The organism is Saccharibacillus sacchari DSM 19268, from assembly GCF_000585395.1.
Lineage (GTDB): Bacteria > Bacillota > Bacilli > Paenibacillales > Paenibacillaceae > Saccharibacillus > Saccharibacillus sacchari.
Genome location: NZ_KK073875.1, coordinates 3,106,781 through 3,120,525, shown reverse-complemented (window position 1 = coordinate 3,120,525; position 13,745 = coordinate 3,106,781). Strand labels below are relative to the sequence as shown.

Annotated in this window: 7 protein-coding genes; all 7 read right to left on the bottom strand. The window is 51.2% G+C overall.

Annotated features, from left to right (window positions below; all coding sequences use genetic code 11):
* Positions 1 to 99: 99 nt before the first annotated feature.
* The 7 genes from SACSAC_RS13310 to SACSAC_RS13280 all read right to left on the bottom strand — a co-directional run bounded on the left by SACSAC_RS13310 (position 100) and on the right by SACSAC_RS13280 (position 13,702).
* Positions 100 to 3,504, bottom strand: a complete 3,405-nt coding sequence (locus tag SACSAC_RS13310) for an S-layer homology domain-containing protein (protein ID WP_051507098.1) — start codon at positions 3,502 to 3,504, stop codon at positions 100 to 102.
* Between the two features lie 492 nt (positions 3,505 to 3,996).
* The gene (locus SACSAC_RS13305) at positions 3,997 to 4,338 is read right to left on the bottom strand and encodes a hypothetical protein (protein ID WP_037287150.1); all 342 of its coding nucleotides are present in this window, start codon (positions 4,336 to 4,338) and stop codon (positions 3,997 to 3,999) included.
* A gap of 169 nt (positions 4,339 to 4,507) precedes the next feature.
* Complete coding sequence (locus SACSAC_RS13300; RefSeq protein ID WP_037287149.1) at positions 4,508 to 8,359, bottom strand: S-layer homology domain-containing protein; 3,852 nt, start codon at positions 8,357 to 8,359, stop codon at positions 4,508 to 4,510.
* Between the two features lie 224 nt (positions 8,360 to 8,583).
* Positions 8,584 to 9,705, bottom strand: coding sequence for an MraY family glycosyltransferase (locus SACSAC_RS13295; RefSeq protein ID WP_037287145.1), 1,122 nt, complete (start codon positions 9,703 to 9,705; stop codon positions 8,584 to 8,586).
* A gap of 101 nt (positions 9,706 to 9,806) precedes the next feature.
* Entirely contained in the window at positions 9,807 to 10,574 is a 768-nt protein-coding gene (locus SACSAC_RS13290; RefSeq protein ID WP_156951000.1) for a WecB/TagA/CpsF family glycosyltransferase, read from the bottom strand.
* 9 nt (positions 10,575 to 10,583) lie between these two features.
* Positions 10,584 to 11,711 carry a polysaccharide pyruvyl transferase CsaB gene (csaB, locus tag SACSAC_RS13285; RefSeq protein WP_037287143.1) on the bottom strand — a complete coding sequence of 376 codons (1,128 nt, stop codon included), beginning with the start codon at positions 11,709 to 11,711 and terminating at the stop codon, positions 10,584 to 10,586.
* Positions 11,684 to 13,702 carry a DUF5693 family protein gene (locus tag SACSAC_RS13280; protein WP_037287139.1) on the bottom strand — a complete coding sequence of 673 codons (2,019 nt, stop codon included), beginning with the start codon at positions 13,700 to 13,702 and terminating at the stop codon, positions 11,684 to 11,686. Before SACSAC_RS13280 ends, csaB begins: the two co-directional genes overlap by 28 nt.
* Positions 13,703 to 13,745: the final 43 nt, after the last annotated feature.

Below are 13,745 nucleotides of genomic sequence, written 5' to 3'. Positions count from 1 at the left end.
TGTTCCATCCTCGGTTGTAATGGTAAAGGATTTGGGGGGAGGTGTCAATTGGAAAAGAAAAAGCCTCGGCATATGCCGAGGCTTTTAGAGAATTAATTCTTAGAAGTTAGAAGTCAGAATTTGTGTGAAGCTAGGGCTTTCTTGCCCTTGATCACTTACCAGACGATCAGCAGCAGTTGCTCCTGGTGCGTACTGTACTTCAGAGTTTACACCAGTAACGAATACTGGAGCTGCGAATGTCAATGTGATTACATCATCAACTACAGTTGCAGAAGTAGCAGGAATACGTGGATCTGTTGGAGTCGCACCGGCTACAGTGAATTGTCCCGCAGATGCAGGCGTGATGTTAACATCACGGCTAAATTCAATTGTTGCCGTTGTAGCACTAGTAGTTTGAGCACTTACTACTGTTGCTGCAGCAATAGAATCGATGTTTGTGATTGTACGGGAATCAAATCCTGCCAATGCTGGTGCAGAAGCAGTATCAGCTACGATGAAACGGGACTGTTCATTTGTAGTACCGTTCAACGAAACTGCCAGAGTTCCAACATCTGTACGAGGAGCTCTTACATCAACTTCGAATGCAGTAGTACCGTTAGTTACGCGTACAGCTTCGACCGAAACAGCCGAACCGTTACTGGAGTTTACCGAGAATGCTCCTGGCGCGTTAGTCAGAGCAGAACCATTTACATTTTGGCTTGCAGTGAACGAAAGAGTGATAATTCTTTGGTTAGCAGCATTTGCTCCAGTAGTAGCATTAACTTGGTTAACAAATGTTGGACCAGCAGTTACTGTAGGACGGATAGCGTTAACTACTGTGATTGGGGTTGTTCCTACAGTAGCAGAGTTACCGAACTGGTCAACTGTACCCGAAGTATTAGCAATACGCAGTTGCAGCGAACCTGGTGTATATGTTGCTGGAATTTGATCGTTAAAGTCCAAAGTTACTGTTCTGTTGTTATTGCTCAGTTCATAGCCAACAGCAGTTGCTACTACAGTACCCGAAGCGTTAACGATTGTGAAGTCGCTCGCTCTTACCGAAGCCAGTGGAGCTGTGAATGTTACAGCAACCGAGCTTCTCGAAGTAGCTTCAACAGTGTTGTTAGTTGCTACAACAGTTGGTCTTTCGTTAGCAGCAGTGATTGGCGATGTTACTGCATAACCACCAGTTGCGTTTTGGAAGTAAGTTCCGTTAGCGTCTGCTACATAGTTCGCAGTTACCGTACGTGCTGGTGTTACCAGATCCGTATTGACGTTTCTAGCGTAGATACGTACAGTGTTAGCACCGTAAGTTTCTACGTCAGCGCTACGAGTTGTCAGACGTTGAGTACCGTCCACAGTAGCACCGGTGATTGTGTATTTAGCTGGGTCCAGAGCGTTGCCTGTACCACTAGTTGCAACAGCTTTGTTGAACTCTACATATACGTAACCGTTTTGTGCCCACGAGCGAACGATGCTTCCAGTTGCAGCAACGTTGCGATCAAGAGTAGCTGTGTAAGGCAACAGTACGTTACCTGCAAATGTTGCATCACGCAGACCGGATACAGTCAGAGTGTAGAAGTTTTCAGTCAGACCTGCACCCAAGTTAACACGTACAGTTCTGCCTTGGTTGATCAGGGTAGGTGTAGTAGTTGGGTTACCGGAAGCATTGCGTCCGTTGCCTGTTACTACTTCACCACGGGAGTTTTTCAGTACGTAGTTGCCCAGGATTTGAGCCGAAGCTTCTGTAACATTCTTGCTCAGGTTGATTTCTGCAAAGTAAGTCGAACCAGATTGCGAGAATTCAACGCTAGTTACAGTCGGTGCAACCAGATCGAACGTTGGAGTTACGCTGACCGAAGCACTGCCTACGTTACCGTTGTAATCAACCACGTTCGACAGAACGATGTTGTTAGCGCCGTAGTTCAGTGTTTTGTTTGCAGCGAAGTTCAGCGTTACACGGTTACCGTTTACGGTAATTGGAGTATTAGCATTGTTACCCGTTACGTTAGCATAAGCGCCGCTTACGCTCTTAACTGGCTTGTCGAAAGTAACGACAACACGGTTCAGGTCAGTTGCTACTGCGGATACAGCTTTCGCTACTGCAGTGTCAGCTGCTACTGTGAACGTTTGCTCCGTAGGAACCATTGTCAGACCCGAGTAGTCGGATACGCCGCTGATACGTACAGTGTGCGTTCCTTCAGTCAGCGGAGTCTCAACGATTACGCTGTTCGGGTAAGCATAGTTGTAAGTACCGGCGATTGCACGGCCGTCAACGGAGAAGTTAGCTGCGCGCAGGTCGGATTGACGAACTGGCTCGCTGAACGTTACTTGGAATGCACGAGTTCCCAGACCTTTAACTTCAGTTACAGTAGGAACCGCAACGTCAGCAGGCGTGAACGCCAGAGTCTTAGTAGCCAGTGCAGTTGTGCCAGTGCTTGGCATGATGTTGCGTACGACTACGTTAGTCTCGCGGTTAGCTACGAGAGTGTTCGAGTTCGTACCGTCAGTTTCAGCTGCCAGAAGCAGAGTAACTACGCGGCCGTCTTCGGACAGGCTAGCGCTGTCGATTGTTCTGCCGGAAACTGTGTAGTTATTGATGTTTTCAGCGGAAGAAGCACTTACTTTACCGTTGAATGTTACCATAACTTGTTTCAGGTTAGTTGCTGCTGCGCTCGAAGCTTCAGTAGCGTCAGTTACAGTCCAAGTTACGCTTTCGCTGTACTCGAACTCACCGTATTTGAAGTTCACAGTAGTAGCTGTGTTAGCTACCAGTGCTTTCTCAGGCTTAACTGTTACTTTCTCACCGTTAGCCAGTGTGAAGACTACAGTTGCGCCGTTGTCTTGAACTTCGTAAGAAGCTACGGCTGGTTTGTTAACAGCTGTTTGGAAAGCGTAAGCTGTGTCAACCAGCAGGCCGCGAGTTGCTGCTGCAGTGAAGTTCGAAGTTGCAGGAACCAGACCAGCGTTGATTGCTGCTTGTACTTCGCCTTTCGCCCAAGCTGCTGCAGTGTTGTTGATTCCTGTAGTAGGAACTTCCAGCTTAGCTGCGCGTACCAGGGTAGCTGCCATTTCTTGTACTGTTACTTTACCGTTCGGGTTGAACAGTTTTTTAGCTCCAGTAGAAGTACCTTGCATGTAGCCAGCTTTTGTTACTGCTTCTACATAAGGTTTGTACCAAGCGTTCGCATAGTTTTGGTCTTGGTAAGTGTTCGTGCCAGTAGCGGCAGTGTCCAGACCAGTCAACAGAGCTACGACTTTCGCGAACTCAGCACGAGTCATGTCTTTGTCGAGGTAAGAGTTACCATCTGGGTATCCTTCGAAGATACCTTGAGTTACCAGTGCGTTATACTTTTCTTGTGTCGACAGTGTTGCTGCGGAAGTGACCGAAGCGAACATCGAGAGAGCCATAGCCGTGGAGAGGGCCAGGGATACAATTTTCTTCATACCTTTTTGTTCTCCTCCTTGGAGTGTAAATGTGTTTTTTTTGTCTGTAGTTGGTTCGCATTCGCTCATGTTACTCATTAGCTGATTGCACCCCCTTTCCAGAGTTGAGCAGGTGTTAAGTATTAAATGAGGTCTGTGACGGGTATCACAGAAACTTGTAAACGTTGATAAGTAGCGCAATACAAGGATTGCCCCATCCCGCTTCTCGTATTATACATTGGTCGCTAACCCTCGTAAAGTCCATTTTCGCACAAGCGCACACAACTTTACGGTTTTACGGCCAATCTTTGGAAAATCGGGAGTTTTTGGCGCCTTGTTTTGACACTCAATGACTTAGACGCGGGAGGTTGCAATAAAGTTGCGACTTTTTAAAAGTTTTTTTTACTTTTTTTTAAGAGACGCTGCATCGCACGAAAAACGTGTTTCTATAACTATGTAGGTCCACTCATTTAATTAAACCGCATCTTCGCTTTGTAAACGTAAAAAGCGCCACATCGCGGGCGCTTTTTCTGTCGCCTATATGATGCTTCTATATTATATAGAAGCATTCGATATACGAAGTCGTTCGGATTAACGAATCCGCAGGGCCAGTTGAATGATTCGCGCGCGCATTTGCGGATCGACGTCCAGCTTCTCGTACATTTCGTCGATCGCTTTTTTGTTGTCTTTATACGTCTTGTCGTGTTTGATCGTCGCGTGCGACCAAGAGATCAATTCGCTTTCGGCTTCCGCCAAGTTCGTGAAGGCTTCGTGGAATCCGGTATCGACAACCAGCTTCTCCATCAATTCCTGTTCGACTTCCGCAGTCTGTTGTTCTTCGGCTACGCGAGCTTCCAGAACCTTCGAGCGTTCTTCGAATTTCGTTTTGGCTTTCATGTAATCAATTTGTGCTTTTGACTTAATAGGTTTCATCGCAACTATTTCCACCTTCGCAGTAAGTATTGTTATTCGCTATTTTAACGTAAAACGATTCAAAACACAAAATCTTATTGGAAGTGCTCCCAAAATCGACAAAAAACCCCGAACTCTGCGCATGCGGCGGATTCGGGGTTTGCTTGTTCAGAAGCTTGTTCCTTAAGGCTTAACTGAAGTTTTTAGGGAAGATTTTGGTACCTTTCTGAAGCAGGGCTACTGCGATCTTGGCAGCTTCCGAACGAGTCAGATTGGCTTTCGGGTTAAAGTTGAAGCTGGCTTTCTTTTGTCCCGGAACGCTGACCGCCGCGCCCGACATGATTTTGGCGCTGTTTACCGCCATGATGGACGGAAGCGAATAGCTGTCGGCTTTGGTCGAATCCAGGAAAGCTTTTGCCGCTGAGGCTTTGAGCTTATCGTCATTGGCAGCGGTCTTGAGCTTGAGCGCGCGGGTGATCATTACCGCAGCCTGCTCGCGGTTGATCGGCTGATCCGGTGCAAATACGCCATCGGTCAAGCCGCTGACGATACCTGCGCGGGCCGCTGTTTCGATAGAGGCATAATCCCATGTCGAGGATTGAGCGCCCGGCACGAGATCGACGAAGGTTTGCTTGCCCGACGAATTAAGCGGAAGCTGCAAGCCTTTGACGAGCAATGTCGCGAACTCGCCGCGAGTCGTTTGATCGTCCGTACCGAATTGATCGAATCGCAGATTGTTCATCAAGCCTTTCGAGTACATGCCGTTCAAGATATTGCGCGCCCAACCGTGATTGGTCACGTCCGTGTAGCTGCGGCTCAACTTCACGACTTTGTAATAACCGAAATCGTCAAACGGCACGGTAACGGTGTGTTTCTTGGCATCGACTTCGCCGCCGATATTTTTCCATTGTCTGTCCGATCCGTAGTGGAACACCGAGATCGTCGTGCCGGCATCTTCGACTACGTTGCTGTTGTAAGCAAGAGTCAATTCGCCGCGTTGCGAAGGCGTAACGATTCGCTCGGAGGACATAGCCGGATCTCCGAACAGACCGTTTACGGAGTACGGAGCCAATCCGTTGGTCGGCGGAATGTAATCCGAGTTCCCTTGGTTTCCTCTTTCGCCTAATCCTCCGCTGATCCAATACACATTCGATACAGGCGTGAAGTTACGCATGTTTTCCTGGGAATTGAAGCGCAGCAGATATTCGTCCGGAATGCTCCATGTAGGCAGATTCGTTTCGGCAGCCGTCAACCCCGTGCCCGGGAATCCGATCAGATTGCCGTAATCGTTGCGACGTTCCACAACGCCGTCGGCCGGATCGGCAATGCCGAACATCAATTTCGTATCCGGATAGTACTTGGTGATTCCGTTCAAGGTCGTGGATTCCAGTACCGTTCCTTTAGGGAAGCTGAGATCCAACGTTTTATTGAAGATACTGTATTTGTTCGCCACTTTCGGCGCCATGTAGGCGGCATCCACGGCTACGGTGCCCGTGTAATACACATCGACTTCTCCGTTGATTTTCCCGCCTGCTTGCTCGATCGTGAACTTGATCGCCGTCGATTTATCCTGTTTCAATCCCACGTAATCGTACGTGAAGCGATCCGGACCCAAATCAGGGCGCTTGATTGCTTCTTCTTTACCGAATTTCACGGACGTTGCGCCTTCCGCTTCGATATCGAAGTGAATATAGTTGCGCGTCACGACATATTTGCCGTCTACGCTAGGCTGCGGCGCCAGCAGTCGATAGGCGCTGACTTCGCGCACGATTTCGATTTTCTGGCTTGTTTTCGCGCCCGTATCGTTGATCAGGTCCAGCGTATAGAAGTAGCTGCCCGGATTTTCGGAAAGCAGGTCGCGAATGCGCAGAACGAAATCTTTTTGGCTGCCCGCAAATTCGTATACATACGTTTTGCCTTCGTAAACAAAGTTGCCTGTTCCCTGCGCACTGTTGGCATCGGTAGGAATCGGAAGCGTGAAGACTTGTTTCGTTCCTTGGCTGATGACCAATTGAGCAGCGCCGCTGCCCCGTGCTACAAGGTCATGCTGCTTGAGGCTCGTTGTATATTTGTTGTTGTTAAAGATGAAATCCGTCGTCAGATTGAACATTTTGGCTACGTTTTCGTCCGTTGCAGAGAACTGGCCCGTAGGCAATTCGACGCGGTTTTTGCCCGATGCCGGAATAAAGTTCGATACGGTCGACACGTTTTCGTCGACGACATAGATCCGAAGCTCTTTGCGAATCTCGCGACCGATGCCTTTATCGTCTTTGCCCGTTCCCGTGAACACGATTCTGTTTTCGCCGAAGACCAGAGGTCCCGTCGCGGCGGAAACGCCGAGGGAAAGCGTGAATTTGCCGTCGTTTTTCACATCCGCTTTAAAACCGGAAGCCGTTGTCGGCGTAACGCCGTTCACGAACACTTCAGCTCCGAAGAACGCGTTTTGCAAGTCGAAGCCGATATATTCGCCTTTGACCACGATGGTTTTGGACTCGCTGGAATTCATCGTATACGTCTGTCCGTCTTGCAGGTTGGAGACGTAGATATAGTTTTTCGATACGAAAGAAATCTTAACGTCTTTGTAGGCTGTAGCGTCTTTGTACTGGAAACGCACGTTTTGCGTTCCGTTCTGGAAGTTGGTTACCCGGTACACGAATTTGGTCGGCGAAATGGTTTCGACCAGCTCCAAATTGATATCCGCTACGCCTGTCGGCAAATACTTGGCCAACAGCTCCGTAGTCGGCGCGCTGGAAGTATCGACTTCGATCATGAACGTGCTGTTGTTTACTTCCGCTCCGCTCAGGGACTGCTTGGCTCCCAGCTGCGTAGGCGAAACGTAACCCGGCAGATAATACAGGCCCGTGATTACGGTCTGACCCGGTTGATACGTGAAGCTGAACGCCTTGCCGCGATTCACGGTCGTTCCGTAAGTCAGGCGCAATTCGTGATTTTGCGTAGGCGAATCGGGTACGCCGTTGGTTTGTTTGAACGCCATGTCTTTCAGTTCGAATTTCACGACGCGATAAGTAGGCACGACGCCGCTTGTTCCTTGAATCACGTCTTCCGACACGACGGTCGCTTCTTGACCTGCGCCCGTTGCATCCGGATCGACGATGATTTTGCCGTCGGACGCGAATGTTTTTCCGTTGTCCGGAATCAGCACTTGACCTGTAAGCGTAGGCGCAGTCGTGGATGTCCAGGTCGGCGTATCATTCAGCAGATCCATATCGGAATTGGCATCTTTCAACGTAAGCGACGTGAACGGATTCGCTTCGTCGTAGTAATACAATTCATGGTCGATGACGATGCTGTCGGAGCCGTTTTTGATCTTGAATTTCAGTTTGTTCAATCCCGGCGACAGCTTCAATTCCGGCGAGAAGAACGAACCGTCCGCGAGCAGCGAAGTGGATTGATCGGCTGCCCCGTTCAGGGACACGGTTACGCTGGTCGAGTTTTGAACTTTACCGCGAAGCGTAATGCGTTCGAGCGGCACGACGACCTGCGTTCCTTCATTCAAGTTGATCGGGCTGGAACCCCCGAGAATTTGCAAGCTTTCGATATAAGCAACCTGATCGAACAGAACATAGAAGACTTCCGAACGAGTCATGCTGCCTTGTTGACCGGAGAACGTAATCATGTTCATTCCGGGATACAGCGTGAGGCTGGCGTTAAAACGATTGTCGGGGCTTGTGGCGTCTTCGTTGATAACCCCCGGCGTAACTTTGGAGCTATCCTGCGTCCAGTTACCCGTCGTCGGGTTTTCGTTCAACTGTCTGACTTCGGCAGAAAGCGTCGAACCCGCTACTTTGAAGTAACTGCCGCTGACCGAATAATTCCCGTTGGTCACTACCGGTACATTGGTACGGTTAGGCTTAGTCCCGCTATCCAGCTTCAAGGTAACGGTATTGCGCAATGTCGAATCGTCCGGGCTAAAAAAGCTTGTCGTTGCGTCGGCCGCTTGCGCCATTCCTCCCGGAATCAGCGTTATGACAAGAGCTGCCGCAAGCAGCAAACTGATAAATGATTTAAATTTGGATTTCAAAACATATCCCCCTTAATTATTTTGCGATTGTCAGTGATCGGAAACGACATTCTCATTTCAACGTCCAAAGCCTCGCTCCTTTCTCCTCGTTATTTGTTTTATCGGCGTCATCTGGCGAATATGTTATAAAAAGCCCTTATTTTTTACAAACAAAAAAAGCCCTGCTTCTCCAGGCATCCAGAGGAAACAGGGCTTAAAGTTTTTTTAAAAATTATTCAACAAAATCAAGGTTTTGCCTGATCTTCCGGCTTCGGGCGAAGTCTTGCCAACAGCTGCAGCACCGGGCGCTTCGTCTGGCCGACGAGACCGATCACTTCGGCACCGATCTGCATGAAGAACATCATGATGCAGATCACGACGAACGTGACCCAGCTCGCTTCGAACATCGCGGAAGCCGACTGGATAACCGCCAACACGCCGAAGAACGCTGCGATTCCGTAGATGATCAACACCGTTTGGCGGTGGCTGAAGCCCAGTTCGCGCAGGCAATGGTGCAGGTGTCCTTTGTCCGGAGCGAAGATCGGCTTCTTCTGAAGCTTGCGGCGCACGATCGCGAAGAACGTATCCGACAGCGGCACGCCGATAATGATCAGCGGCGTGATGAACGACAATACCGCGATTTGCTTGAACCCGAGCAGCGAGAGCATCGCCAAGCTGAAGCCCAGGAACAAGGAACCCGTATCCCCCATGAAGATCTTGGCCGGGTGGAAGTTGAAGAACAGGAATCCGATGATGCCTCCCAGCAGCAGCAGGCAAAGCAGCGCGACCAGGAAGTTGCCGTTGATCAATGCCATCACGAGGATGGTTCCGATCGCGATACCCGATACGCCGGCAGCCAGACCGTCAAGACCGTCGATCAGGTTGACCGCATTCGTCACGCCGACGATCCAGAAGATGGTCAGCGGAATCGCGATCCAGTTTTCAAGCGAAGAATAAGCATCCATAAAAGGAATATTGACGAATTCGACTTTGATTCCAAATCCGAAGACAACCACGCAGGCCGCGCCGATCTGGATCAGGAACTTCAATTTGGCATTCAGGTCAAATCGGTCGTCCAACGCGCCGGTAAGCACGATAATCGTTCCGGCTGTAAGGAAGGCCTTGATAAAGTTACCGTCGCGTTCCGACAAGTCGAACGGAAGGAAAGGCATAACGGCAAGAAGCGCGATGACAAAAGCGAGAAAAATCCCGAGTCCGCCGAGTCTCGGCATGATGCGCGTATGCACTTTGCGGGCGTTCGGCACGTCCACTGCTCCTACTTTGATCGCAAACCGCTTCACGAGCGGCGTCAGACCCAGAGCCAATCCGAGCGCGAGTACGAAACCTAAAATATAGACGATGAACATAGTTGTCTCAAACCTCCAATGTGTTTCAACCGAAAATCATTATAACGCGCCCTCGGACCGAATGCCAGCACGAATTATGTAGATTTCCTTTTGCGCAACGACTATTTCATGCTTTTTTTTGCTTTTTTGACTTTACGCATGAATTGCGGCAGAGCCATCATTCGCGGCAGCCGGGAAGGTTCCTTCGCCAACCGGTAGAACCATTCCAAACGAAGCTTCTGCATAAATATCGGCGCGCGCTTCGTTTTTCCTGAGATCACATCGAAACTTCCGCCGACTCCCATGATCACCGAAGCGCCGAGCTCATGCTTATGACGGGCGATCCACGGCTCTTGCGTTTTGGCATCGCGAGCCACAAACAGCAAATCCGGCTGCGCCTGGCGGATCGACTCGATCACCCCGGCATTTTCCGCTGCGCCGAAGTAACCGTTGCGAACGCCGACGATTCGAACCTTCGGATATTGTTTCTGTAACCGACTGGCTGCTTCCTGAACCACTTCTTCCGCAGCGCCCAGCAGGTATGCCGTCCAACCCAGCTCTTCCCCGCGCTTCATCAGCTCATGCAGCAGATCGAATCCGGCAACGCGTTCCGCCACCGGGTCACCGAATTCCTCGGCTGCCCAGACTACGCCCGCGCCGTCCGGCACAATCAGCTCGGCTTCGCGCATGGCTCGCATATTCTCTTCGCTTTCCAACGCAGCCATGATCATGATCGGGTTCGCGGTGATGACCTGGTGCGGCTTTTTGGAAGCAACGGCACGTTCCAGCACGGCAACGGTTCCTTTCATGTCCAGCTTCGAAACGTTGACGCCGAAGATGGAAGTGACCGGTACCTGGCCAATTCCGGCATCATTCTGCATCTGACTCATAGGGTTTGCTCATCCTTTATGTGAAAAATATTCAGCGATCGCCCGCGCGGGACGCGCCGATTCACGCTTCAACTCGGCAATAAGCGGCTCGCGCTCCGCTTTCCAGCTTTCGGCGTCGTCCAGCAGATGAGCCAATTCTTCAGCCAGCCGCTCCGGACTTACCTGTTCGCTGTTCCCGATTGCTTTTACGTTCAATTGGGCCAAAAAGCTGTCGATCTTCGGATCGTAAGAGATACCCGCTACCGGAACCCGCTGCGAAGCCGCATAGATCAGACTGTGCAGACGCATGCCGACAAGAGCATCGCAGCGTCCGACTTCAAGCAGCATCGCCTGAGGATCTTCGGTCTGGCGCGTCGTGATCTTCGAGCCGAGCGACTTGACGTCGCCCATCCGCTCGATCACGAAGTTGGAAGCCGCTTCGTCATCCGGAAGGTGAAAAGGCAAGAAACAGAAGTGAACCTTGCGGCTCTCCGCCAGCTTGCGCAATCCGTCCGCGATTCCGATCAGTTCGGCGCGATCTTCGTTCCAAAAACGTACCGACACCGCGATCTTGGGCAGTCCGTCGGGCTTCTCGGCCGGAAATTTCGAAGCGGCTCCCGCAGGGAGCGGCAGACCCATCACCGGATCAGGCACGATCTCGACCCGGCTCCCGTCCATTTTCATGGAACGCAGCAGAGCGGCCGACTCCTGATCGCGGACCGAAATATAATGACTTCGCTTGAACGATCCGTGAATCAACGGGTAGAAAAGCTTCCGGGTGACCGGCCCCACGCCTTGCGCGTAGATGAACACCGGCTTGCCCATCCATTGAGCCAGCCGGATCACGCCTACATAGTAAGGGATCGTTTTGGAGCTGGTCGCATCCTGCAGCAGACTTCCGCCGCCGCTGATCAACCCGTCGCTTTCTTTCAAAGCTTGGCGCACCTCGCCCATTTTCATCCGGTGCACCGCCTTGACGCCGTATACGCCTGCCGTCCAGGACGGATCGCCGGACAGAACGATCGGTTCAAACGTAACGCCGCTGCGTTTTCCTTCTTGCTCCAACGCAGTCAAAATCGACTTGAGTACCGCTTCATCTCCGCTGTTGCGGAATCCGTAGTAGCCAGAGATTACAATTTTGCGAGCAGTGGCGACCATTTCTTCCAACACCTTTCGATGATTTGCCATACGAGCACAAAGCCTAGAGCTACAATAATACCAAGTCCCATACCCAGCAGGTCACGAACCAGAGAAATCCAGACCGGCGTGTGAATATGAGCAAACGTATCGACCATGGACAGTTGACCGATCGAGGCGATAATCATGACGTAAACGGCATGGCGATACTTCAGAGCGACGAATACGGCTGCAATGAAGATCGGATGTCCGAGCAAGAATTCTTTGAATCGCGGACGCACGCCTACTGTATTTTCAAGCAGGGTCCGGAACGTTTTCTCGATGCCGCTCGCACTTCCGCTGTTTCCTGTACGCGACAAGTAGTACAAGCCGGCCACGGCTGCGACTACCGCAATAACGACCATTGCGATCGTGACGGGCATGCGCAAAATCTTGCCCACGCTGCCGAACGCCGAATTTTTACGATAGAAGAGCACGTACAAAGCAGTCAGCGCGATCGGCGCCAAATGCAGCAAGCTGACGCCGCGGAATTGATCCAGCACCAATTGGTACGTGACATGGTTCAGCAGGGCAATAATGAACGGTACCGCGATTAACGACATGGCGCTTGTACGCAAGAATAACAGAATGCCGTGAGCCAGTCTTCGTCCCGCGCTCATCTTCTGGCCTACTTCGTACAAACGGTCGATCTTGCGGATCGCGAATACCATTGCAATCGTCGGCGCACTGATTCCCGCGAGCAGCGCGAGCGCTTGCTCCATGAGGTGCGGCCGCAATACGTACAGACCTGCCGTACCGACTACGCCCAAGGCAAAGGCGAGCAGCGTCAGCGGCGGAATAAAGATCGAGACGAGCAGGGCAATCAAAGCGACTGCGCCCAAAATCGCGATCCAGCGGAAATAGTTCTGTCCGGCCATCTCGGCAACTTCGAACGAAGCGGCGGGTCCCATCTCAAAACCGTAGTTTTCGATACGCTGGATCGCCCCTTCAGGCCCGTCCAGGCTTTCGACCAGGTTCTCGATCGTATCGGTGATTCGACCTTCGACCGAATTCGTTTGCACGGCCGTATGAATAAACATCATGCGAATATTGCGGTCTTTCGCAGCCAGCGCAAAACGGTCCGCGATAATGTCGGGATCGAGCGCGGAGTCGCGACCGCTCAGCGAATACAAACGGGCGACGTTGAAGTTCGTATCCTTCGCCAGCGTCTCGAAGCCGCGTTGAGGTCCGCGCAGATTCTCGATCGCCGCGATCCCGATTCCGCGTTCGTTAAGCAGCTGCGCGAAATCTTCCAAATGACGCTCATCCGGCTCTTCCGCGTAACCCGGCACTTCTTCTCCGTCAAATAGAATACGATCGACGCCCATAGCCTTGAATCGATCAAGCAGCGAGGCCAGACCTTCTTGATCGTACACGGCACTGTTGCTTAGACGCGGCAGCAGATGGAAGCCTTTGGACTCCAGCATTTCCATCGCCACCGGATCGGGTTCCATCGTTTTCAACACCGCATTTTGTACCGGCGTCGCAATTTTCAACCCGCTGCGCCCATTCAACGACCAGTCTTCGACCGCGATCTCCTGGCTTGCAAAAGCTTTGCGGATGATCGGTTCGATCTTGGCCTGATTTTCAGCGTCCGTAAACAGCAGATATGTAGCATTCTCGTTAGCGGTCAACACTTTGCCCGTTAAACGCGCCGCGTCCTGCTCGCTGTACACCGTGATGCGGCGCGCATTGGAAAACTCGGTCAACGTCGCTTGATAGACGGCCATCGTGTGAATGCCCGCTTCTTGCAGAACGTCGAGCTGTTCATTCATCCAAGCGCTAGGATTACCTTGATACGATGACACTTGCACCAGATCGCGATAATCGAAAATCATTTCTACATTTTTGGACGTGCCTTCCGTTCGGATCCGGTCATACGCAACCGGTAAAGATGCCACGATGCCCAGGATGACCAGAATCCATAATACCTTTGTTGCCGCTTTGTTCCAATGACGCCATTTCTGACTCAATTTCGGTATACCTCCTTGCCGGAAGCGATGTCCCGGCATTGTT